The organism is Anaerobacillus sp. CMMVII, from assembly GCF_025377685.1.
GTDB lineage: Bacteria > Bacillota > Bacilli > Bacillales > Anaerobacillaceae > Anaerobacillus.
In genome coordinates this window covers 530,953-556,012 of the sequence record NZ_JACEHK010000002.1, presented here as the reverse complement: position 1 = coordinate 556,012, position 25,060 = coordinate 530,953, and the positions used below count along the sequence as shown (strand labels likewise).

Here is a 25,060-nt window from a genome sequence, read left to right as displayed (position 1 = left end):
ACCACTCCTTCAATATTTGACTACTAGATAAATGCTAAGATTGCACGAACTCCCATAAACGTTAACGCTACAAATACACCTAGAGTAACGTATGATGAGATTAGCTGTGATCGAGGAGTAATTGTGATTCCCCAAGTAACAAAAAATGACCATAATCCATTAGCGAAATGGAACGTTGCTGCAACGATACCAACGATATAGAATGCTAAAATATATGGATTAGCAACAATGTTAGCCATCATGTTAAAGTCAACAGTTGCTCCAAGTGCAGCAGCAACTCTTGTTTCCCACACATGCCACGCTAAGAAAATTACAGTGATGACACCTGAAGATCTTTGAAGTCTGAACATCCAGTTTCTAAAGTAACTATATGTACCTGTGTTATGTTTCGCTTGGAAGGCAATGTATAACCCATAGATTGCGTGAAACAGAATTGGTAGGAAAATAACAAAAATCTCTAATACATAACGGAATGGTAAGCTCTCCATAAAATGAGTTGCTTTGTTATAACTTTCCTCACCATATGTCGCAAAATAATTCACCGTTAAGTGAACAATTAAGAAAAGCCCTACTGGAATAACTCCTAATAAAGAGTGCAATTTACGTAAGAAAAACTCTCGGTTACCGGCCATACTTTGTTTCCCCCTGTTTTCGTAGTTTAGTAGAGGTATGAACCTCAGCATTTAAATTGGGAAAGCTCGAACTGTGTAAATATACGTTAGCAAAACGACTAAAGTATATTCATTTCCTTAAGACAAATTAAACCTCTGGTCTTTTTTTAATATAATTTACATCCCTCCATAGTTTCTAGACTTAACACTAGGATAATAGTTTTTTCATTTTGTCAACAAAGTAAAAAACACTATCTTTGAATATAATGTGACAATTTTATTTTACTCTCATCAACCATCCAGGTCAAGAAAACGGATACAATTATTGTTTGTAAATTCAGATTAATAGAGTCCATTATTTCCTTTTGTTACCTTTTTCACAACCACCGCTGAACCCTTGTCGCATGTATATCTTTAAATATTTAATGTTCCATATTCCCTCTTTAAATCTATATTTACGGCTTTAATATTCACAAAGTTTTAACAATTTCGTCTTTTTAACCCGATAAAAGAAAGAGACAATAATGGGAATTTTACCCAATTACTGTCTCCTTAATACTAACCAATAATAATTCGTTCTGTTGGATATTTATAATAACTTTTTGTTTCCTTTTTACGGACCGAGAATAGGAATGCTACAAGGCCAACACGACCGATAAACATTAACACCATTAACACCATTTGACTAGGTAAACTTAAATTGGGCGTTATTCCCATCGAAAGACCACAAGTTCCGAATGCGGAACTTGCTTCAAAGATAATAGCCATTAGAGCAATTTCTCCACTATTTTCAAAAGCAGCTATTAAAATGATTGCCGTAAATAACATGACGATAAAGACCGATAAAACGATAAATGATTTTTGACGATCTTCTTGATGAATTTCTCGTCCAAAAACTTTCACATCACTCTTACCCAAAGCAAAACTTCGAATCGTTAAAAACAGAACAGCAAGTGTCGTTGTTCGTATTCCACCACCTACACTCGATGGGCTAGCGCCTATAATCATCAGCCCAGATATGAGCAGCAAAGTAGCCAAGCTCAGTTCCGAAACGTCCATGATTGATAAACCACCACTTCTTGCGGTAGCTGAGTTGAAAAGTGAGTAGAAGAGTTGTTGATGCCATTCAAGCCCAGAATAATAATGACCTGCCTCCAAAATCCAAATTGAGATAAAACCAACCAAAAAGACAATAAAATACGTAGAGGTTGTAATTTTTGTAAATAAACTAAACTTAAAGTTAGGATGATCTTTTGAAAAATATTGCTTTAATTCCATTAAGACTGGAAAACCAATAGCCCCCGCAAAAATAAGTAATATGGTTACAAGTTGGACAAAATAGTCATCTGCAAACGGAATTAATGATTGTCCAGTGACGTCAAAGCCAGCGTTTGTAAAAGCACTTAATGCGGCAAAAGCCCCTTGATAATAAGCTTCCTTGGCTGTATCAAAGTGGTTCAAGAAATAGGTTCCTAAAATAATGGCACCAAGTAGTTCAATTGCCAAAGCAACAACTAAAATTCCTCGCATTAAATTTACTAACCCTGAGAAAGTATTCTGATTTTGGTCTACCATGATAAGCATTCGTTGTGACAAGATAATCTTTCTACCAAAAATCATCCATACAAATGTACCTAGGGTCATAATACCTATTCCACCTAGCTGAATCGCTATAGCTAAAAAGATAATTCCTATAAAGCTATACGTTTCGGAAACATTTACAACGGTAAGTCCAGTTACACTAACAGCACTTACTGAAGTAAATAACGCCTCTGAATAAGTAACACTAACACCAGGTAAGCTTGAAATCGGTAAATATAATAAAAAGCTAAATAAAAACATCGCAACAACATAAGACATGATAATAATTCGAAACGGGGTTAGAAACTTCCCCTTTGATAAATTCATAATTATGTACCTCCGAATTGATTCGGGGTTTAGTATACCACAAATTTATAAATTGCATATAGTGAAGTTTTGATAAAGAAGATATAATAACTTTATCATGTAATTTTTAGAATTAAGAAATATGTGAGTAATGAGCTATGGCTTTAGCTAAACTAATTTTACGATTGTAGAAGAGTGGGGGGAAATAATGATCTTTGGTCAAAAAAAGACAACTACCATAGATGAAACAGAGCATCAAATACCGCTGTTTGGCTATAACCTAATCCGAGAGGATGTTTTACCGGAACTGTTAGGAAAAGAGCATAATATTATTTTGTATTGGGCGGGTAAATCATTAGCTAGAAAGTATCCACTAAATGATATAACTGAAATTATCGCTTTTTTTCATCGAGCAGGTTGGGGAGAACTTACACTAACCAAAGAAAAGAAATCAGAATTACTTTTTGAGCTTACATCGAACTTTTTTGAAAACAAAAAAAATATCGTTCGACCACTAGAAGCTGGATTTTTGGCAGCTCAAATTGAAAATATAACTGGATTTATAACTGAAACGAATGAGGAACCCAAAAATGGTTCTATAAAAAAAGTAGTCTTTCACGTCAAATGGGACAGTCATGATCGAATTAGCGTATAATGAGAAAAGCGCAAGCGCCTTGCTTAGCCCCGACAAAAGCTACTGACCTCGTTCACAACGTGTGTTACTTCTAGAGTTTCTACATGCAGCTTTGCCTCGAGGACCTACTGGACCACAGAGGCAGCATTTAATGAAAAAGGTTATTTGACCTCGAGGGGCTTAACAGCTGCTCCTGCGCCACTACGTTTGCTCGTCGCAAGGCAGCTAGAAGCTAATTCAAGCAGTAGCCTCGCTGGAGCTAGACATCAAGTGGTGAAAACGTAAATACTTCTTATCTTTCAAAAAACGAGCAATCAAATTGATGATTTGCTCGTTTTGTTTCGTTATTAAGCAGTTGCAACTTTTACATTATCTAATTGAAATGCTTCATGTAAGGCTTCAACGGCCTTGACCATATTCACTTGATCAACAACTGTAGATACTTTGATCTCTGACGTACTAACCATTTTAATTAAAATACCCTTGTCAGAGAGCACTTTAAACATTTGTCCTGCAACACCAGGATTAGAAATCATTCCTGAGCCAACAATCGATACTTTTGCTAAACCTGTTTCATGAAGAATTTCCTCAAATCGCAGTTGATCACGGTTTTGTTCAAGTACATCTAAAGTTTCTGTTAATTTTTCAGAGAGAATTGAAAAGGAAATATTTGAATTTTCACTAGCAGCTATAGCGTTTTGAATAATAATATCAACATTTATATTATTCGTCGCTAGTGTCGTAAAAAGATTTGATAATCCTGAAATATCATTTGGCATGCCACAAACAGATATTTTCGTTACATTGCTTTCAAAAGCTAAGCCTCTTACCACTAAATTTTCTTCCACAGATACTTCCTCCTCAATAATTGTTCCTTCTTCTTCAACCATACTAGATCGAACAGTCAATTTTACTTGATAATTTTTTGCAAACTCTACTGCACGGGGATGCAATACACCAGCCCCAAGATTCGCCAATTCGAGCATCTCATCATAAGAGATTGAGCTTAGCTTCCTCGCAGTTTTTACAACCCGTGGGTCCGTTGTAAAAACACCTGTTACGTCAGTAAAAATGTCACAACGATCTGCTTTTAAGCCAGCAGCTAATGCAACAGCTGTGGTATCTGAACCACCTCTACCTAAAGTCGTAATTTCGCCAACTTCACTAAACCCCTGAAAGCCTGCCACAATAACAATTTTACCTTCCTCCAGATGTTTACTGATTTTCGCTTCCTCAAATCTTGTAATCCTTGCATTACTGTGACAATCCTCAGTTACGATCCCCGCTTGCCACCCTGTTAATGATATAGCTTCATAGCCTCTCTCCTGTAATGCCATTGATAATAAAGCAATTGTCACTTGTTCTCCAGTGCTTAATAGCATGTCCATTTCACGTTTACTTGGCTTTTCAGTAATGCCATTAGCTAAACTGACTAATTCATCCGTAGATTTCCCCATTGCTGAAACAACAACTACAACTTGGTGACCTTTTTCTACTGTTTCAATTACCCTACTTGCAACATGTTTAATTCGTTCAACACTACCAACTGACGTTCCACCAAACTTTTGGACAACTAAACCCATGCTCGCAACTCCCTTTTTAAAATTTCCTTTTCCCAAACCTATCTCAGTAGTATTTTTCTAGAACAAAGCGCAAGCGCCCTGGGTAGCCCCGACAAGCAAATGTTCTTCGAGAAAAAAAGTGTGCTCTTTCACTTTTATTCTCGAAGGTTATTTGACCTCGAGGGACTGGGCGCTAGAGCTAGACTGTCACTATAATTAAACTTATCCATAAATGAAAAAACATATAATTTCCTTAACAATAAAAAAAGCACCAATAAGGAAAACTCCTCACTGATGCTTCGACTTTTTGTGTCAAAACAAATAGAAACTAAAATAATGTTCCCGCACACGTGAGATAGTTCTCCACACAATCTTTGGGTGACTGTGTGACAGCCCTACATTTCTTAAATGCAGGTCCAGCATAAAAAGGTATGAGTTCTCTTTACACTTCGGCAAATTCCCCTTTCCGCTATCCTCACTGGACCTCATCGTCCTTAAATAACATACTCTTGGTTTTTGCTCCTCTACCACAACTTCAACTTTTGAAGTATTGGATATTTAATTAAGATTGAGTTTACCATGAAAAGTTGTTGCTTACAACAGCTTTTCAATTTGATTTTAGCGTTTATGTTCTCTGCTTCGACACATTGCCAGAACAACTCAAAACTCTACACTCTTAACTGCCTTTCAGTTTTTCCATCAAAGATTGAGCTATTTTAACTGGAATGCCAATCTGTTGAAAATCTTCTAAGTTGGCTTCCTTCATCTTTTTCACGGAACCAAAGTGCTTCAATAAGGCTTGTTTTCGTTTTTCGCCAACACCTTCAACTTCATCGAGAACAGAAGTGAACAATGTTTTACTTCGGATTTGTCGGTGAAAGGTGATAGCGAAGCGATGGACTTCATCTTGTATCCTTTGTAGTAAATAAAATTCTTGACAATCCCTTTTTAATGGGATTACCTCAGGAGGATCTCCCATTAACAATTGCGAAGTTCGATGTTTCGCATCTTTCGCTAATCCGCATACAGGTATTGCTAGACCAAGCTCATCTTCAATAACACTTTGAGCAGCTGAGATTTGTCCTTTACCACCGTCAATGACAATGAGGTCCGGTAATGGTAACTCTTCTTTAAGCTGCCTTAAATAACGTCTTCTAACTACTTCACGCATTGATTCGTAATCATCAGGGCCGCGGACTGTTTTTACTTTATATTTACGGTACCCTTTTCGATTTGGTTTACCGTCCACAAATGAGACCATTGCCGAAACCGGATCAACACCTTGAATGTTCGAATTATCAAACGCTTCAATAACATGAGGTGTCTTAATCTTTAACGCATTTCCTAAGTTTTGGATTGCTTTTATGGTTTTTGCTTCATCCCGTTCAATCAAGGCAAATTTATCTTTTAAAGCGGCATCAGCATTTTTGGTAGCGAGGTCCACTAGATCTTTCTTTGTTCCTTTTTGAGGATGGACAGTTCTAACTTGAATAAATTCGCTTGCCAGATCCTTATCTATTGTATTGGGTAAGAATATTTCTTTAGGCTTTAGGTGCTCTTTTTGACTATAAAATTGCCCTAAAAACGTTAAAAACTCTTCATCGGGTTCTTGATATACAGGAAACAGCGATACATCTCGTTCTATCAGTTTTCCTTGGCGAACAAAAAACACCTGTACACACATCCACCCTTTATCATAGGCAAACCCAAAGACATCTCGATCAATATCATCGGCAATAGTCATTTTTTGTTTTTCCATGACAGCTTCAATATGCTGAATTTGATCGCGATACTCCTTCGCACGCTCAAATTCAAGTGCTTCTGCAGCTTTCTCCATTTTTGCGATAAGGCTCTTCTTTATTTCTTTATGACCTCCATTTAAAAATCGAGTAATTTCCTCTACCATCTCACGGTTCGTACCTTTACTTACATCTTGGATACACGGTCCGAGGCATTGATTGATATGATAATACAGACAGACTCGATCCGGTATTGTAGAACACTTTCTAAGTGGATATAAACGATCAAGTAGCTTCTTAGTCTCACTAGCAGCTGCAGCGTTTGGATATGGCCCAAAATACTTACCTTTATCTTTTTTGACATTACGCGTTGTAATTAGACGGGGATGTTCCTCTGAAGTAACTTTTAGGTAAGGGTAGCTTTTATCATCTTTTAACATAACATTATATTTCGGATCATACTTTTTAATTAAATTGTGCTCCAAAATTAAAGCCTCAAAGTTTGAAGAGGTTATAATATATTCAAAATCCTCAATCTCACTTACTAAAAGTTGAGTTTTCCCATCATGTGAACCAGTGAAATACGATCGGACTCTATTTTTTAGAATTTTTGCCTTTCCAACGTATATTGTGGTCCCTTGCCTATCTTTCATTAAATAACAACCAGGCTGATCTGGTAATATTGCTAATTTCTCTTTTAGTTTCTCCAATGCAAATCACCACACTTTACCGATGATATTATATTTAGAAGAACTATAACAGTTTAGAGTGTAAAGTGTAAAGTGTAGAGTTTTGGAAAGAAAATGCTTAAGTGCAACACTCTCAATAACTCTAAACTAAAAAAGCCACCGTTCAGGTGGCTTTTTTATTATAAGTGTTTGTTTAAAAGTTCAGCTAACGCTTCTTTAGGTTGGAAACCGACAACCTGATCTACAACCTCACCGTTTTTGAATACTAATAACGTTGGAATGCTCATCACGCCGAATTTACCAGCTGTTTCTTGATTTTCATCCACGTCAATCTTAACCACTTTAGCTTTACCGCCTAATTCTGCATCAAGTTCTTCTAATACAGGTGCAATCATTTTACAAGGTCCGCACCATGGAGCCCAAAAATCTACTAATACTACACCTTCACTTGTTTCACTAGTAAAAGTTTGATCTGTTACGTTTACAATTGCCATTGTTAAATCCTCCCTATATTCCATCATTTTACCTCATAGAGTATTATACAATATTTCATTGAGGCTAGCTAGAAAATTGCTTTCAGTGTAAATTTCCCCTTTTTTAGAGTGTTTTATCCAAGGCTTAGCTCTCAACCTTTTGTAAGATTTAAGTACCATAATGATAAATACTTTATTAGATTTGATGCAAAAATTACCAAATGTCGGGAAATGAGACAATTAGAAAAGCGCGCCTTTTCTAGGCCCGCTTAAAATTATTATGAACTTACTACTTCTTTTTTAAATTCCTCTATTAGAATAGGTAATACTTCAAATAGATCACCAACAATACCATAGTCAGCAATGCTAAAAATTGTAGCTTCAGGATCTTTGTTTACTGCAACGATACATTTGGAGTTCGACATACCTGCCACATGTTGGATTGCACCTGAAATACCCAAGGCAATGTATAGGTCAGGTGTTACAACCTTACCTGTTTGACCGATTTGTAGTGAATAATCACAATACTCGGCATCACATGCACCACGTGAAGCACCAACTGCTGCTCCTAAGACGTCTGCTAATTCATAAAGCTTTTTAAAACCTTCTTCGCTTTTCACACCTCGACCGCCTGCAATAACAATTTTTGCTTCAGATAAATCTACTCCACCTGTACTTTTACGTACAATTTCTTTAATCGTAGTACGAAGGTCTTTTATATCTACTGAGATAGCAGTTACTTCTCCTGTACGTGACTCGTCTTTAGCAAGAGGAGCAATGTTGTTAGGACGAATTGTTGCTAAGATAATCCCATCTGTAACTACTTTCTTCTCGAAAGCTTTCCCAGAATATATTGGACGAGTAAAAATTACTTCTTCACCGACTGCTTCTAAATCAATCGCATCTGAAATTAATCCTGCTTGTTTTCTCATCGCAATCCTTGGGGCAAGGTCTTTACCTACCGCTGTATGGCCCATAAATACTGCATCTGGTGCCTCAGTATCAATAATTTGTAATAAGGCTTGGGAATAAGCATCAGACGTGTATTCTTTTAAACTACTACTTTCTACTGTCAACACTCGATCTGCTCCATAGTGAAAGAGTTCTCCAGTTAAACCGCTTACATTTTCACCTAAAAGAACACTTACAACTTCCCCGCCATTTACAATTCTTTTGGCAGCTGCTATGGTCTCAAAAGAAACATTACGAAATGAATTGTCTCGAACATCAGCAAGAACTAATACTTTTCTAGCCATCATAATCCCTCCAGTTAAATTACTTTTGCTTCCGTCTTTAATAATGAAACAAGTTCTTTAGCTTGATCAGCTATTTCACCTGTAAGAATTTTACCTGCTTCTTTTTTAGGCGGTAAGTAAATTTCAACCGTCTTTGTTTTCGCTTCAACATCTTCTTCCTCTAAATCTAAATCATCTAGTTCAAGTCGCTCTAACGGTTTTTTCTTAGCTTTCATTATTCCAGGTAATGAAGGATATCTTGGCTCATTTAGTCCTTGTTGTGCTGTTACAAGAACCGGAAGTGACACTTCAATTACTTCCTTATCACCTTCAACATCGCGTTCAATTGTTGCAACAGTACCTTCAACCTCAATTTTAGTAACAGATGTCACGTGAGCAATTTCTAGTTCTTCTGCAATTCTTGGGCCTACTTGCCCTGAACCACCATCAACAGCTACATTTCCTGCTAAAATAATATCAACCTCTTTATCCTTTAATAAAGTTGCTAATACCTTTGCAGTTGTAAATTGATCTTTGTCATCAACCTCTTCGCTGTCAACTAAAATGGCTTTATCTGCACCCATCGCTAAAGCTGTTCGAATTTCTTTTTCAACGGCTTCTTGACCAAAGGATACTACAGTGACTTCCCCACCATGCTTCTCACGGAGAACGAGCGCTTCCTCAATTGCGTATTCATCGTAAGGATTAATAATGAATTCTGCCCCATCCTCATTAATGGAACCATTGCTAAGTGTAATCTTCTCTTCAGTATCGAAGGTTCTTTTCATTACTACAAAAATATTCATTGCTTTAACCTCCTTAAAATTTAAGTAAATGTTTTTCTTAGGACTTTATTTCATCTCACGCATACAGCCTATCTATCCTTAAATTGTGGTGGTCTTTTCTCAATAAACGCCTTAATCCCTTCTTGACCATCCTCAGAGTCAAAAGCAATTCCAAATAATTCGGCTTCCTTATTTACTCCTTCTTCAAAACGATAGTTATTCGCATACGTTAGTAACTCTAGAGCTAATTTCATAGAAACAGCGCTCTTTTTTGTTAGCTTTTTCGCTAACTCATAAGCTCTTTCCATTAATTCTTCTTCGTTATATGCATGGTTAGCTAAACCTAAAGACACAGCTTCACTTCCAGATATCGGTTCGCTTGTTAGGAGCATTTCGGCTGCTTTAGCTACACCAACATAGCGAGGTAACCTTTGACTACCAGCAAAACCTGGAATTAACCCAAGCTGTAACTCTGGTAATCCTAACTTTGTTGTTGTCGAGACTAGCCTGATATGACAAGCCATTGCTAGTTCTAAGCCTCCGCCTAGGGCAGCTCCATGGATCGCAGCAATAACGGGCTTTTTAAATTGTTCAATTCGATCAAATAACTTTTGTCCGTACTCTGCTAATTGCGCAAAATCAGCTCCCGTCTCCACAGTCGTAAATTCTTTGATATCAGCTCCTGCTGCAAAAAATCTACCTTGTCCGTGTAAAACAATGACTTTCACTTCCTCATTGCTCTCTAGTTCATCAAACACTGTTGATAATTCACGAAGCAACGGGGATGACAGGGCATTCGCAGGTGGATGATTAATCGTAACTGTTGCAATACGATCCTCCTGTTTAACAAGGAAAAATTGATACTTTGACACATCACTCACTCCTTTGTTTTACTCAATGCTTATTCTATTAAACTATAAGTCCTAGTAGTACGAATGTAAAATAATTATTGCACAAATTCAGCAAAATTGAATATTGAGAAAATTACTTCCAAAAAAAATCATTTTAAGTTTTTGTTGGTGGATTATGACTAAGGCACGCCAGATTTACTACATAACTGCACCAACTTTTAACCTAAAACAATATGAGTACTACTGAACGAGCATTGTCTACTTCTTTAAAGCATTTAGAAGCATTGTGTGAATAAATGTTGCAAGCTGAACTAAATTATACTTATGTTCTTTCATGACCCAGTTCGTGACAACTTCATCAATCGTACCAAAGATCATTTGTCTTGCAATTCGAACGTCTATCTCTTCTGAAAAAATTCCTTCTTTAATTCCAAGTAAAATGATCGTATCAATCAGCTTTAAATAACCTCTTAATACTTCATTTATGCGGTTTCGCAACTCAATGTTAGATTGACGTAACTCTAGTTGAGTAACGATTGCTAATGAGTGGTCAGCTTGTAATTGTTGGAGGTGCATAGTTATTAATAATAATAATTTCTCCTCAATTGAAGATTCTCCTGCTAATTCATCTTCAATCTTTTGAATAAATTTACCCATTTTTTCTTGGAATAAAGAAACGAGAATATCCTCTTTGTTTTTAAAGTACAAATAGATCGTCCCATCGGCCACCCCTGCTTCTTTGGCTATTTTTGAGACTTGTGAGTGATGATAGCCATTTTGGGCGATAACCTTTACTGCCGCTTCAATGATCTGGTCATATTTTTGCCCTCTACGCTTAGCCAAAGTTTTTCCCCACCTTCTATAAAAATAATGAATGACCATTCATTCATAATTCAATTTTAGTCGAAGTGGCTCCTAATGTCAATCACCTTAAAGAAATAAGTGCTTGATGAATATGAAATTTTTGGAGAATAAGGAAAAAACTTTTGGAAATAGTAAGGGTATTGTCGATCAACTTTTTATTACAAGTTTCAATGTACATTCATTTTCAAAAGGAGTGGGATTTATGACCACACAACAAGCTACCAACGATATATATAGACCAACAAAAATATTTTTCTATTCGTCCCTCGTATGGCTCGTTGTTGGTATGCTATACGGCCTTATATTAGCATTAAAATTTATTTGGCCAAATTTCTTGGTCTGGGGACCCTTACAAGTTTACCTGCAATTTGGCAGAATACGGCCAATTCACACAAATATGTTACTGTTTGGTTGGTTATCAATGGCCAATATTGCTGCTCTATTTTATGTTATCCCGAAACTATGTAGAAATCAACTCGCTTTTCCAAAATTGGCAGTCTATTTAGCTTATGCATGGAACTTTATCATCATTGTGGGTTCTATTGCCTTGACACTAGGATACACGACAGTTGCTGAATATGCTGAATGGCCGTTATGGATCGATATTCTCGTCGTTTTAGGAGTGGTCACCTTAGCGTTAATTTGCTTTACAACCATTGCTCAACGCAACGAAAAACAATTATATGTGAGTCTATGGTACTTTATGGGCTCTCTTATCTGGTTGCCCGGCTTGTATATTATAGGAAACTTACCCTATAAACTCTTGTCTGGTGTACCACAGTTTTTAATATTTTGGTTCTATGGTCATAATGTCATCGGGCTTTGGTTTACAACAGTTGGTGTCGGATTAATATACTATCTATTACCCTATCTTTCGAAAAATCCATTATATAGTCACCGTTTATCTTTAATTGGCTTTTGGACAATTGCAACTTTTTATGTATGGAATGGTCCTCACCATCTCCAAAACGGGCCTATCCCTCTTTGGTTAATGAAAGCTGGAATTATTCCATCTGTACTATTAATCATTCCTGTGTGGGCTGTATTAGCTAATGTATTTGGAACAATGAAAGGAAAGTGGCATGTTGTCGCCCATAATACTCCACTAAAATTTCTAGTTTCTGGAGCGATTTTCTATTTAATTACCTGTCTTCAAGGCCCGTTCCAATCTTTACAAGGGCCAAGTTCTATCGTCAAATTTACCGACTGGGTACCAGGGCATGCTCACTTACCTGTTTTCGGTGCATTTTCATATGTCGCATTTGCGATGATGTACTATACTATTCCGAAAATTACTTATCAAAATATTTACTCACAAAGATTAATGGAAACACATTATTGGTTATCAACCATCGGACTTCTGCTCTTCACGTTTAGCACTTGGACGGCTGGTGTTTTTGAGGGCTTTGCCTGGATTGAAGGTGCCCAATATGGATTACAGTTTGTGGAAATGTTAGTTGCCATGAGGCCTTTCTTTTGGATAAGAGCAATCGGTGGAACCTTAATGTTTGGCGCTCAAATATTTTTTATCGTGAACATATATAAGACGATCCGATTATCAAAAGGCTCACAAAATACGAATGAGAGCACAGCGTAACAGTTTTGAGTTTTGAGTTTTGAGTTTGAGTTTTTAGGTAGTTGCTTCGTAGCACCACTTGTACAACTCTACACTTTGAACTCTGCACTCTACACTAAAAAAGTGGAGGTGAAGGAATGGGAGGATTTGCAAACGAGAGGTCAATGTTAACTTATATCATAGGTGCGTCTGTTTTATTTTAATTGGGGTTTTTGGTACTGCTTACTTGCCTTTTATGATGACCAAATGCAAGTACCAAACGAGAACGCAGAATTACGAAATTATGCTTTTGATTCTGCTGAATATCGCGGCCGTGAAGTTTATATTCGCGAAGGCTGTCATGTTTGTCATACCATGTTTGTACGACCTGTGCTTGCCGACAGTGCTCTTGGTCCAATTTCACAACCAGCAGATTATTATTATGAGGCTCCTGCAATGTTGGGATCAAAACGAACAGGTGCTGACTTAATGTGGGTGGGAAATCGTTGGAATGCTGATTGGCATCGTGAACACTTAAAAAAATCCACAAAAGATCTTACCCGGAAGCATAATGCCGAGGTACGATTATTTGAGTGAACAAGACCTGGAAGACTTAATTGCTTATCTAATGAGTTTAAAACCTTCCCCACAAACAGAAGGTAGGCCGGTAAACTGAACACAATCGCAAAAATTCGAAAGTGAGGTGTAGAGGTTTGGATACTAAGAATAATGATGATCACTCGCAAACTTCTGAGGAAAAACACCCAAAAACTGAACATGGTGCTCCAGTGGATGAACCACCAACTCCCCAAGTAGAGGACATGGCCGATGAGATTCGGATGGGGAATGCGAAAGTTCCACGCTTCCTTGTTATCACTTATATCTTTTTAGCAGTTTGGGCATTTGGTTATTTAATTTTAGCAGTCCCTCTTAATCAAGTATCTGAAGTTGCTGCCGACGGTGAAACAATATTTTCCCAAAGCTGCTTTGGCTGTCACAATGTAACTGACGAATATAAAATAGGACCAGGCATGCAGGGTGTGAGCCAAAGGTATAACGAGGAGGAACTTCAAAAAATCTTACTTAACGGTATCGGAACAATGCCCTCATTACCCGTTCTTGGATTAAATACCGAACAAATTAAAGCAGTTAAGGAGTATATTTCAACTTTATAGTTGAGAGTTGAGAGTTTAAAGTCTAGAGTTATTGTCGCAATGCTTCGAAGCATTCTCTTACGTAACTGAATTCTCTACACTCTAAAATCTACACTTATTTCAAAAGGAGGTTACATCATGGGAAGGCCTCATATAATTGCAACATTTTATAATTTACACAATGCCGAAGAAGCTTTTCATTCATTATTAAAATTTGTCCCTCGAGACGATATTTCCTTTATTCACAGACAAGACCCTACTCGGGCTGAAGGTGATGATATGAGTAGTGATACACCACTGAATGGTATCTTAATTGGTGGTGCTTTAGGGGGAATAGGTGGAGCATTAACTGGACTAAGTTTACTTGCATTCCCTGGCTTAGGTATTTTACTTGCTGCAGGACCTATTTATGCAGCTCTAGCCGGGGCAACAACTGGTGGGTTAATTGGTGGATTTATGGATCTTGGTATAAATAAATATGAAGCTGAGGAAATTGAAAAACATGTTCAGGGAGGAGCGATTGTCTTAACGATTGAAGCTGCTTCTCGAGAACATTACGATCAAATCTTACAACTTTAAAACATTATGGTGCGGACTATATAACTGACGAGCCAATTGTTGATGATACGTTTGAGTAGACTTAATTCGTAATCAATAACAAAGTCTTGTACTTTGTTAGGAAAAGCAAAAGCGCCCTAGGAAAAAGTTTACTTTTTCCCTGCACCACAGAGGCAGTGTTTAAGTGAATACATGTTGTGGCCTCGAGGGGCCAGGTGGCTTCCGCTGGACATTTATTACGTGAAATTTTATAGTTTCTTATCTTTTAAAGGAAAGAAGCAAAAAGGTCTACGTAACCTTTTTGCTTCTTTGTGTAGGCTGTTTTCTCAAAGATTGTTGCTCATAAAATAGCTAGTAACGACATGATATTTTATAATTATTGCCCATAAAGCCACAATGATTACGAAAAGCCTTTGTTGTATCAACAAGGTTTAACCTTTATTAACTACTTTTGACCTCTTCCTTTGTTGCATGTTCAAGCTTTTTTTGTTCTTCTTCTAATAATGCTCGACGAAGAACCTTTCCGACCATTGTCTTTGGTAGTTCTTTTCTAAATTCATATACCCGAGGTACTTTATATGCGGATAAATGCTTACGACAGTAAGAATTTAATTCTTTTTCTGTCAGTTCATGATTATCTTTTAAGACAACATATGCTTTTACTGTTTCTCCACGATAAGGATCGGGAACACCTACAATGACAGCTTCCTGAATACTTTCATGCTCGTATAAAACTTCCTCAATTTCCCGTGGGTAAATATTGAAACCACCTGCAATTATCATATCTTTTTTACGGTCAACAATATAAAAATAACCATCTTCATCCATATAGCCCATATCTCCGGTATATAGCCATCCATCCTGAAGAGTTGCATACGTATCTTCAGGTCTGTTCCAGTAACCCTTCATTACCTGAGGACCTTTGATCAATAATTCACCGATTTGACCTGGCGAAGCTGCTTCACCAGTTTCGGCATATAATATTACCGCATCTGTGTCAGGCCAAGGAAACCCAATGCTACCACTAGGGCGTTTTCCCCACATTTGATTAAAGTGGGTAACTGGTGCTGCTTCTGTCAAACCGAAACCTTCAGATAACTTCCCTCCTGTCAATTGTTCAAATTTCTGCTGAACTTCAACTGGCAATGGAGCTGAGCCGCTAATACATACCTCAATTGAAGATAAATCATAGTTTTCAATATCCGGATCATTAATTAAGCCTATATACATTGTTGGAGCTCCTGGAAACATGGTAACTTTTTGGGATTGAATGGCTTTTAAAATTTGTTTTGTATCAAATTTTGGAACAATGACCATTTTAGACTTATGCATAATAGAATAGTTCATTCCTACCGTCATTCCATAGACATGGAAAAACGGTAATGCACACAAGATTACTTCATTCCCTGGGGTCATTTTATACATCCACTTAATTGCTTGGGTTGTGTTTGCAACTAGATTGTAATGACTTAACATTACACCTTTTGCAACACCAGTGGTTCCCCCTGTGTATTGAAGTAAAGCAAGGTCCTCTTTCACATCAAAGTTAATCTCAATTTCCTTTGCTTCTCCCTTTCTTAAAAGCTTTATAAAAGAATGCACAGTATCACCATAATCTACATTAATCGTAATACCTGTGTTCTTCTTTTGAATAAATGGATAAATGAGATTTTTCGGAAAAGGTAAGTAGTCCTTTATGCCAGTGACAATGACGTGTTCAAGGTTTGTTTTTGGTCGTACTTTCTTCACTCTTTGATAAACGAGGTCTAGACAGATCATAATTTTAGCACCTGAATCAACCATTTGATGTTCTAGCTCTCTTTCTACGTAAAGAGGATTTGTTTGTACAATAATAGCCCCCGCCATTAATGCACCATAGTAGCTAATGACAGATTGAGGACTATTTGCAAGCATAATTGCAACTCTATCCCCTTTTTGAATTCCTAATGTCTTTAGCTGATTTGCAAACCTCAAAGCAGAATTGTAGAGCTCAAGATATGTAAGCTCTTTACCAAGAAAGTGAAGTGCTATTTTGTTAGGATGCTTCTCCCTTGCTTCCTTTAAATAGCTTTGAAGCGTTCTTTCTTCGTAGTTAATTGAGAAAGGTATTTCCGTAGGATAATTTTGAAACCATGGTTTTTGAGACGACAATTCCATTTTTCTTTGTCCTCCTTGTTTACCCCTCTTTCTAGTTGAAAAACTAACGATTAACCCTCTCTAAAGTTAAGATGTTAGTTTTTCAGAATACTATCATCTTGATAATATTGTAAAAAAACATTCTCCTCATCCTCTATTGTAATGAAAACGATTACAATAATAAAGTAATTTGTTACAAAATTTTTAATTTTTTTATTATAGTGAAAAGTGTACTTATTTATCCGTTGACATATTGTTTTAGTGAAAATAATCACAAGTTATCTGGAACTGGAAAAAGCCCTTCACAAAAGGAAGGGCTTCAATTTATTTTTCTAAACTTTGATTTTCTAACTTTTTCTTTTCTTCCTCTACTAGCACACGACGGAGAATTTTACCTATCATTGTTTTTGGTAACTCCTCACGAAACTCGTATAATTTTGGAACCTTAAAAGCAGCTAAATGCTTACGACAGAATTGATCTAACTCGTCTTCCGTAAGTTTTTGTCCTTCTTTAGGTACAATAAAAGCTTTAACAGTTTCACCTCGATAGGCATCTGGAACACCCACAATACAAGCTTCCTGTACCTTTTCGTGTTCGTATAGAACTTCTTCAATCTCCCTTGGATAGATATTAAATCCACCTGCAATAATCATGTCTTTCTTTCGATCGACAATATAAAAATACCCTTCTTCATCCATATACCCCATGTCACCTGTCAAAAACCAATCATCCTTAAAGGTGGCCTGTGTATCCTCAGGACGACGCCAATAGCCTTTCATTATCTGAGGACCTTTGACCATTACTTCACCAATTTCATTTGGCGCAGCAACTTCTCCAGTTTCAACTGAAAAAATAGCAGCTTCTGTATCCGGCCATGGAACACCAATACTCCCATTCTTTCGCTTCCCCCATAAGAAGTTTGCTATTACAACTGGTGAGGTTTCCGTTAGCCCATACCCCTCAACTAACTTTCCGCCTGATAACTCTTCGAATTTAGTCTGAACTTCCAATGGTAAAGCAGCAGAACCACTCAACAAGCTTCAATCGAAGACAAATCGAACTCTTTTATTTGTGGATGATTTAAGAGAGCGATATACATCGTAGGTGCCCCTGGAAAAATAGTTACCTTTTGTTTCTCAATTGTTTTTAATACGTCAAGTGGATCAAACTTTGGTAAAATGATCATTTTTGAATAATACATAATAGATAGGTTCATAACAACCGTCATGCCATAGACGTGGAAAAACGGTAATGCTGCTAAAATTCGTTCTTCCCCTTTTTTTGACTATACATCCAAATAAACACACTGACTCGTATTTGCTACTAGATTATGTGTGTTAACATTACTCCCTTAGCAGGACCTGTGGTTCCACCCGTATATTGAAGTAAAGCCAAATCCTCTTAGGATCAATGTTAATCTCAGGCTCTTTAGCTACACCTTTTTCTAAAACTTTCATAAATTTAAAATCCGATCATTGCTAACGAATATCAACCTTAATACCCGTTTTTTTCTTTTGAATAAATGGGTAAATTAAATTTTTAGGATAACGGTAAATAGTCCTTAATGCCGTGTGACAATTACAGTCCTGAGTTTTGTTTTATTAATAACATTGGCAACTCGTCGGATAACAATATCTAGACAAATCATAATCTCTGCCCCAGAGTCATTTAACTGATGTTTCAACTCTCCCTCTCTGACGTAAAGTGGATTCGTTTGCACAACAATAGCTCCGGCAAACAAAGCACCAATAGTAACTAATCACCGCTTGTGGTGTATTAGCTAGCATTATCGCTACCCTATCTCCCTTTCTCACGCCTAACTTTTGAAGCTGGTCGGCAAGTTTCAAGGAAGACTCATAAAGCTCTTGATACGTAAGCTCTTTACCAATAAAGTGGATTGCACTTTTTTCAGGATACTTTTCTGCCGCTTCCCTTAAATAACTTTGCAGCGTTCTAACCTCATAGTTCAAAGTTGTTGGAATTTCTTCTGGATAATGAGCGAACCATGGACGAGAAACAATCGTCTCCACTTTTAATCTCCCCCTTTATTTTCATCTCCTTTCCAAAGAAACAAACACGTTCATAAACGCCCCTGTACTCTCTACAATACAGGACGGCATTCTCCTCATTCCTATTGTAATGTAAACGATTTCAAAATAAACATATTTTTATAATATTTTGAATTTTTTACTGGACAAAAAAAGAGGTAGACTTGAACGAGTCTAAACCTCAGACTTAATACAGCTAGGCAATAAAAAGTAAATAAACTATTCCAGCAATCATAAATATCCCACAAAAAACGAACAAACCTTCCAAAGTGTTTCCAACGGCTTTCTCTCCATTTCCTTACTAGAGTTTTGAGTTTTGAGTTATTAAAGTAATGCTTCAAAGCTATGTTAATACAAACTCATCACTCAAAACTACTTAATAATCCCTGCCACCAATGACAAAGGAAAGTCCAATCGATATGATAAACGACAATAAGCAACCGCTCGATTATCTTTGGAAATTTCTTCGTCTACTTTAAAGTTCGGTGTTAAGAATTCAAAAAATAAAATAACCGAACAACAGCAATGCAAATCCATAGGATCCCCCACATTAACATCGTTAATAAATTGAGTCATTATGTTGAATAGAAAATCGGAAGATGTTAGCTACTCCGAATATTTTCCCCCCCGGTTGCTAAAGCAACCGATACATTCCCCTTTTTTATTTCTTCCCAATTTCGATATTTTGTTACAGTTTCAAATATCGCTAAAAAAACAACTGTTTGCTAAAACTACCACACTATATGACGCTGCTGTATATACAAAGTCAATCTCAAACAAGCGATCCATGTTTCTCAGCTCCCCTAGAAACGTAACGGAAAACAGCAATAACCCTCTTCTATCTTCTTCGGTACTATTGCTAGCTTACCTTAGCGTATTCTTCAATTTTAATAAGGTTGTTTCTCAAAAATTATTGCTCTTAAAATAGCTGACGACAAGATATCTCTATGTCTCGGGGCATCTTTTCCAACATTCGTAGGTTGTTAACGCAGAAATATGGATGATTTATTGATTTATTGTCCATAAAGCCACAATGTTTGCGAAAAGAGCCTTTACTAAAGTCTTATTTAAATTCTACAATGGTATTGCCAAGTCCACCCTCATTCATTCCAGCCATTTTTGATCCTTTTACGTGAGGATGTGTTTTAAAAGCTGTAGTACACCTTTTCTTAAGGCACCCGTTCCTTTTCCATGAATGATAGAAACTTGACTGTAACCGGCAAGTAAAGCATCATCTAAATACTTTTCAACCTTAAGCATAGCATCTTCAAAGCGCTCACCACGTAGAATCTTAATTCAGGTTTACATGGTGGGAGGATCCTCGAACAGTTGCCCATTGGCTTTTGCTCGATAGGTTTGGACGATCTATCAATTGAATATCATCGATTGTAACCTTCATTTTCATAATCCCCATTTGAACCTGAAATTCTTTATCCGATAATTTTTCAACAATATGCCCCTTTTGGTTGAAACTAATGACTTTGACCTCATCACCGGGCACAGTTTCTTTAATGATATTTTTAACTACTGCTTTTTTCTTCTTTTCTTTTAATTTTGGAGCTGCTTCTTCTAAACGCTTCTTTGCATCGATCAATTGATGCTCTTTAACGATTGTTGCTTCTTTCTGAAGCTCTCTTAATTCTTCAATAAATGAATCGGCTTCTTCCTTTGCCGTTTCCACAGCTTCTAAAGCTTTCCTTTCAGCTTCCTCAATCAGTTTTTCTCGTTCAAACTCAAACTGAGCAAACTTATCTGCTAATTCTTTACGTAAAGCTTCTGCTTCTTCACGAATTCTTACGGCTTCTTCTATTTCCTTTTCAGCCAATTTTTGACTGGTCTCAAGAGAGGATATCATATTTTCCACTTTATTCGTTTCTGTAGAAATTTGCGCTTTTGCCTTTTCAATGATGTCATTATTTAAGCCTAACCGTTTCGAGATCGCAAAGGCGTTACTTCGACCCGGTACACCGATGAGTAATCGATATGTTGGACTTAATGTCTCGACATTAAATTCAACACTTGCATTAATTGCTCCGGGGCGATTGTAAGCATATGCTTTTAATTCACTATAATGGGTAGTAGCAACGATTCTAGCACCACGTTGATAGACATCATCTAAAATAGCTATAGCCAAAGCCGCACCTTCTGTTGGATCTGTTCCCGCTCCAAGCTCGTCAAACAAAACTAAGCTCTCATGATCTACACGATCTAAAATATCAATAATATTTACCATATGAGAGGAGAAAGTACTTAGGTTTTGTTCGATCGACTGTTCGTCACCAATATCTGCAAAGATAGATTTGAATACAGCCATTTCCGAGCCTTCATCAACAGGAACATGCAATCCAGACTGCATCATTAACGTTAGCAACCCCGTTGTTTTTAAAGTTACAGTTTTCCCCCCTGTATTTGGACCTGTTATTACAATAGAGCTGTATGTTTTTCCAAGTTCTAAATCAATAGGAACAACCTCGTTATGAGCAATTAGTGGATGACGAGCTTTTTTCATATTGATAAACCCAATATCATTTAGTTTCGGCTGAGTCGCTTTCATTGACTTTGCATATAATGCCTTTGCAAATATAAAATCAATTTCTGCTAATGAGCGGACGTTTTGAATTAGTTCATCACTAACTTCTGACACATTCGCAGAAAGCTGATGTAATATCTTTTCGATTTCTTGCTTTTCTTTAACTCGAACCTCTCGTAATTGATTATTTATAGCCACTACAGCTTGGGGTTCGATAAAAAGTGTTGCTCCTGATGCTGATTGATCGTGGATTAATCCGCCAAAATTATTACGGTATTCTTGTTTAACAGGTATGACATAACGGTCATTTCTAATAGTGATGATTGAATCTGATAGCATTTTTTGATTACTAGAAGATCTAATTAAACTTTCGAGCTTTGACCGAATAGATGCTTCATGACTTTTTATCTGGTGACGGATCGTCCTCAGCGCGGGACTCGCTGAGTCGAGAACATGTCCATGGTCATCAATACACATTTTGATTTCTCGTTCTAAGTCAGTTAAAGGTGTAATTGTAGCTACTAGGTTAGCCAAAATAGGTAATTCCACCTCATCTTCAACCATATCCTCGATAAATTTCTTCAACCTACGACCGCCATAAATCGTATTTGCGATATCTAGAAGTTCCATTTCATTAAGCATCCCACCTATTTGGGCACGTTTGGTACTAGCAATGATATCTCTAATTCCTCCTAAGGGAACCTGTCCTTTTAAACGTAATACTTTTGCTCCTTCAAAGGTTGAATTTTGTCCATACTGGATTTCTTCAATCTCTATCATCGGATTCAACTCTTCTACTTTTCGACGGCCGAGAGATGAGCTTACATGTTCTAGTAGCTGCTCTTTCATTTTATCGTACTCGAGGAGACGACATACGCGCTGTTGTAACAACTGCTCCAACTCCTTACTTATTTCTATTTAAGTATTTTATAATATCCTGAAGGTCTCCACTATTGATGACTGTTTCTTTTTTTAGCCAACCTTTTCTTGCGCTTGCCACTCCTATTTCCATATGTTCTAGCATCTCAAGATTATGTGCATCTGTATTAATCATTATTTTAACGCCTTTTTCTTGCGCTTTTTTAACCCAATGTGCTGACAAGTCTAGACGATGAGGGTTTGCATTTAATTCTAAGGCTGTATTTGTTTCTTTAGCTAAGTCTAAAAGTAGGTCAAGGTCGACATCATAGCCTTCCCTCCTACCAATAATCCTTCCTGTAGGATGGGCAATTAAATCAACATGATGATTTTTTAACGCTGTCGTTAATCTCTGCATGATCGTCTCACGGTCCTGAGAGAAAGAAGAATGAATGGAAGCAATGACAAAGTCAATATCCTCAATGAATTCATCCTCATAATCTAATGTTCCATCAGGCAAAATATCCATCTCTACACCAGTTAAAATCGTGAAGTCATCAAACTTTTCATTTAACTTTTTAATTTCTTCTCTTTGGGCTTTTAATCTAGCTTCGGTAAGACCATTAGCAACTTTTAAAAATTTCGAGTGATCAGTAATTGCAATATAAGAATATCCTTTTTCTTTTGCTCTAATAGCCATTTCTTCAATAGAGTTGGCCCCATCACTCCAGGTTGAGTGCATATGAAGATCGCCATGGATATCCTTTAACGAGATTAACTCGTGCGGCTGTTTCCAGGCTTCAATTTCACCATCACCTTCACGTACTTCAGGTGGAATAAATTGAAGCCCAAAATGATTAAAAAATTGTTCTTCTGTAGCAAACGTAATGACTTCACCAGTCTCGACATTCTCCACTCCATACTCACTAATCTTTTCGCCACGATCTTTTGCAAGTTGTCTCATTTGTACATTGTGATCCTTTGAACCAGTAAAATGATGCAATGCTGTGGAAAATTCCTCGTCTTTTACTAAGCGAAAATCAACAGATATGCGGAAATCCTCAAAGTTTAGTTGCAATGAAATTTTTGTGTCACCACTTGCAATTACTTCACCTACATTTTGAAATTTTAGAAGTTCTTCTTTTACTATCTGTGGTTCACTAGTGGCAATAATATAATCTAAGTCTTTAACAGTTTCCCTTAATCTTCGTAAACTACCGGCTCTTGAAAAACGACTAATTCCTTTCATTTTCGAAAGATTTTCTTCCACCTTTTCAGCTACTGGTAACACTAAGTAAATAGGGAGTCGATCTGGTTGCTTACCAAATTCCTCGATAGCCGATAATATCTTTTCTTCCGTTTTCTTTCCAAAACCTGAGAGTACTTGCACTTTTTCTTCTAGACACGCCTGTTTTAGTGAGGTAATATCTGTGATCCCGAGCTCTTGATATAGCTTGCCAATCTTCTTTCCACCCAGTCCAGGGAGTTTTAAAAGGGGAATTAGCCCACTTGGAAGCTCAGCTTTTAATTCTGCTAATAGCTTTGAAGTACCCTCAGATCTTAAATCCTCTATAACTGTAGCAGTGCCTTTACCAATACCTTTTAGCTTTGATACATCTTCAATTTGATCTAACGTTCTTTCATCCATTTCCAATGCTTGTGCTGCTTTTCGGTAAGCAGACACCTTAAAACTATTCTCACCCTTAATTTCCATATATATTGCAATCATTTCTAACGTTTGAATGACTTGTTTTTTATTCATGTTCTAATCCCTTCTTTCGCTTCTCACCCATATGATAACTAGTTTAGATAGGACAAATCAACTTATTTACAATTGAAGGGACTGACTTCGTACAAAGTGTCAGTCCCTCTCCATGTTTAAAATCTATTTTCAATCCATAAGTCTTTTATTTGATTCGATAAAATTGGCGTATAATCTAAGATTAATTTTGCTAAACTAGAGTCCTTGAGTAGATCTTGAACCAATTCAATTGGTAATAAAGCTGCTATATGTAAAATAACAACTAAAATAAGTAGTGTTTCTAAAAAACAAAGAACTCCACCGAGCCACCCATTTATAATGTTTAAGATCGGTAAGTGAGCTAAAAAGTCAAACATTGATCCAATAATTTGCATGGCAATTTTTGTTGCAAAAAATAAGATTGCAAAAGCAATTCCGCTATAATACACGTGCTCAAAATTAAATGCTTCAATTACCATAAACGCCGTACTATCAGGCGGAAACTGAGGATACGGAATCCAAAGTCGAATATGTTTTGCCAAATCTCCGGAATATTTGTAAGCTACAAAAAAAGCAACAATAAAACCTGTTAAATGAATTAATTGTAAAATGAAACCTCTCCGGAATCCCACTAGGAAGCCAGTAATCAAAAGAATTAATAACAATAAGCTTAGCATGTTTTAGTTTTCCCCATCTTTCTTTTTACTTTCTTGTCCTATTTGTTTTTTTAACCGTAAAAATTCGTCGCTAATATTTACCGCTGTTAATACTGCAAGCTGAGTTTTATCTAAATAAGGGTTTATTCTTCGCATTTCTTTCATTTTTTGATCAACAAAATTAGCCACTTCATGGATATGGCTTACATCAGCTTTACCAGCAATAACATAGTTTTGACCATTAATCTTTACTGTTGTTCGCCGTTTACCTACTTCTTCTCCCACAACGAGCCTCCTTAAAAGAAAAGCGAGAGCGCCTGCTCGCTTCAACAAGCAAATTTTCTCCTAGTAAAAAGCTTTGCTTTTTACCTGCCAGCATGAGTAAACATCTCCAACTAGAATAGTTGACGCCCGGTACTAGACGGCCAAGTCTCCTACTTCATTTGTTAAAAAATGCAATCCCTTTTCCATTAACATATGTATTTATCATAAC

At 36.9% G+C, this 25,060-nt stretch carries 20 protein-coding genes, 3 pseudogenes and 1 riboswitch; of the genes and pseudogenes, 6 read left to right on the top strand and 17 right to left on the bottom strand.

The features are described from left to right. Positions 1-23 precede the first annotated feature (23 nt). A complete protein-coding gene (locus tag H1D32_RS06790) occupies positions 24-632 on the bottom strand; it encodes a succinate dehydrogenase cytochrome b558 subunit (protein ID WP_261177488.1) in 609 nt (202 codons plus the stop codon). A gap of 537 nt (positions 633-1,169) precedes the next feature. After that, the gene (locus H1D32_RS06785) at positions 1,170-2,519 is read right to left on the bottom strand and encodes a TrkH family potassium uptake protein (protein ID WP_261177486.1); all 1,350 of its coding nucleotides are present in this window, start codon (positions 2,517-2,519) and stop codon (positions 1,170-1,172) included. 187 nt (positions 2,520-2,706) lie between these two features. Here H1D32_RS06785 and H1D32_RS06780 point away from each other — a divergent pair, with 187 nt between their 5' ends. Then, positions 2,707-3,153, top strand: a complete 447-nt coding sequence (locus tag H1D32_RS06780) for a YslB family protein (protein ID WP_261177485.1) — start codon at positions 2,707-2,709, stop codon at positions 3,151-3,153. Between the two features lie 326 nt (positions 3,154-3,479). Here H1D32_RS06780 and H1D32_RS06775 read toward each other — a convergent pair whose 3' ends face one another. The 7 genes from H1D32_RS06775 to H1D32_RS06745 form a co-directional block, all read right to left on the bottom strand. Next, a complete protein-coding gene (locus H1D32_RS06775; RefSeq protein ID WP_261177484.1) occupies positions 3,480-4,715 on the bottom strand; it encodes an aspartate kinase in 1,236 nt (411 codons plus the stop codon). A gap of 327 nt (positions 4,716-5,042) precedes the next feature. Continuing rightward, a riboswitch (Lysine riboswitch) is annotated at positions 5,043-5,229 on the bottom strand. A gap of 141 nt (positions 5,230-5,370) precedes the next feature. Then, positions 5,371-7,143, bottom strand: coding sequence for an excinuclease ABC subunit UvrC (gene uvrC, locus H1D32_RS06770; RefSeq protein ID WP_261177483.1), 1,773 nt, complete (start codon positions 7,141-7,143; stop codon positions 5,371-5,373). Between the two features lie 158 nt (positions 7,144-7,301). Then, entirely contained in the window at positions 7,302-7,616 is a 315-nt protein-coding gene (gene trxA, locus H1D32_RS06765; RefSeq protein WP_261177482.1) for a thioredoxin, read from the bottom strand. 257 nt (positions 7,617-7,873) lie between these two features. Then, complete coding sequence (locus tag H1D32_RS06760; RefSeq protein WP_261177617.1) at positions 7,874-8,851, bottom strand: electron transfer flavoprotein subunit alpha/FixB family protein; 978 nt, start codon at positions 8,849-8,851, stop codon at positions 7,874-7,876. A 14-nt stretch (positions 8,852-8,865) separates the two neighbouring features. Next, positions 8,866-9,636, bottom strand: coding sequence for an electron transfer flavoprotein subunit beta/FixA family protein (locus tag H1D32_RS06755; protein WP_261177481.1), 771 nt, complete (start codon positions 9,634-9,636; stop codon positions 8,866-8,868). A gap of 68 nt (positions 9,637-9,704) precedes the next feature. Continuing rightward, positions 9,705-10,487 carry an enoyl-CoA hydratase gene (locus H1D32_RS06750; protein WP_261177480.1) on the bottom strand — a complete coding sequence of 261 codons (783 nt, stop codon included), beginning with the start codon at positions 10,485-10,487 and terminating at the stop codon, positions 9,705-9,707. Positions 10,488-10,724: 237 nt separating this feature from the next. Then, positions 10,725-11,309 (bottom strand): TetR/AcrR family transcriptional regulator, encoded by a 585-nt coding sequence (locus H1D32_RS06745; RefSeq protein WP_483861125.1) that lies wholly within the window; start codon positions 11,307-11,309, stop codon positions 10,725-10,727. A 223-nt stretch (positions 11,310-11,532) separates the two neighbouring features. Between H1D32_RS06745 and H1D32_RS06740 the strand changes: the two genes are divergently transcribed. The 5 genes from H1D32_RS06740 (at position 11,533) to H1D32_RS06725 (ending at position 14,618) form a co-directional block, all read left to right on the top strand. Continuing rightward, entirely contained in the window at positions 11,533-12,927 is a 1,395-nt protein-coding gene (locus H1D32_RS06740; RefSeq protein WP_261177478.1) for a cbb3-type cytochrome c oxidase subunit I, read from the top strand. Positions 12,928-13,152: 225 nt separating this feature from the next. Then, the gene (locus tag H1D32_RS06735) at positions 13,153-13,482 is read left to right on the top strand and encodes a cbb3-type cytochrome c oxidase subunit II (protein WP_261177477.1); all 330 of its coding nucleotides are present in this window, start codon (positions 13,153-13,155) and stop codon (positions 13,480-13,482) included. Continuing rightward, positions 13,457-13,561: a hypothetical protein gene (locus tag H1D32_RS25300; protein WP_396126151.1), complete on the top strand. Its 105-nt coding sequence runs from the start codon at positions 13,457-13,459 to the stop codon at positions 13,559-13,561. The genes H1D32_RS06735 and H1D32_RS25300 overlap by 26 nt, the downstream gene beginning before the upstream one ends. A gap of 37 nt (positions 13,562-13,598) precedes the next feature. After that, positions 13,599-14,060 (top strand): cytochrome c, encoded by a 462-nt coding sequence (locus tag H1D32_RS06730; protein ID WP_261177476.1) that lies wholly within the window; start codon positions 13,599-13,601, stop codon positions 14,058-14,060. 117 nt (positions 14,061-14,177) lie between these two features. Beyond that, positions 14,178-14,618 (top strand): DUF1269 domain-containing protein, encoded by a 441-nt coding sequence (locus tag H1D32_RS06725; protein WP_261177475.1) that lies wholly within the window; start codon positions 14,178-14,180, stop codon positions 14,616-14,618. Between the two features lie 420 nt (positions 14,619-15,038). Here the strand turns inward: H1D32_RS06725 and H1D32_RS06720 are convergent, their stop codons facing one another. The 8 genes and pseudogenes from H1D32_RS06720 to zapA all read right to left on the bottom strand — a co-directional run bounded on the left by H1D32_RS06720 (position 15,039) and on the right by zapA (position 24,852). After that, a complete protein-coding gene (locus H1D32_RS06720; RefSeq protein ID WP_314733363.1) occupies positions 15,039-16,754 on the bottom strand; it encodes an AMP-binding protein in 1,716 nt (571 codons plus the stop codon). Between the two features lie 303 nt (positions 16,755-17,057). Continuing rightward, positions 17,058-18,755, bottom strand: a pseudogene (locus H1D32_RS06715) (AMP-binding protein). 403 nt (positions 18,756-19,158) lie between these two features. Next, positions 19,159-19,571: pseudogene (locus H1D32_RS06710) on the bottom strand (DUF350 domain-containing protein). A gap of 274 nt (positions 19,572-19,845) precedes the next feature. After that, a pseudogene (locus H1D32_RS25635) lies at positions 19,846-20,042 on the bottom strand (Smr/MutS family protein). A 31-nt stretch (positions 20,043-20,073) separates the two neighbouring features. Then, positions 20,074-22,203 (bottom strand): endonuclease MutS2, encoded by a 2,130-nt coding sequence (locus tag H1D32_RS06705; protein ID WP_483861124.1) that lies wholly within the window; start codon positions 22,201-22,203, stop codon positions 20,074-20,076. Between the two features lie 13 nt (positions 22,204-22,216). Then, entirely contained in the window at positions 22,217-23,932 is a 1,716-nt protein-coding gene (gene polX / locus H1D32_RS06700) for a DNA polymerase/3'-5' exonuclease PolX (RefSeq protein WP_261177473.1), read from the bottom strand. A gap of 116 nt (positions 23,933-24,048) precedes the next feature. Continuing rightward, positions 24,049-24,588: a CvpA family protein gene (locus H1D32_RS06695; RefSeq protein ID WP_261177472.1), complete on the bottom strand. Its 540-nt coding sequence runs from the start codon at positions 24,586-24,588 to the stop codon at positions 24,049-24,051. Between the two features lie 3 nt (positions 24,589-24,591). Then, a complete protein-coding gene (gene zapA / locus H1D32_RS06690; protein WP_261177471.1) occupies positions 24,592-24,852 on the bottom strand; it encodes a cell division protein ZapA in 261 nt (86 codons plus the stop codon). Between the last annotated feature and the right edge of the window lie 208 nt (positions 24,853-25,060).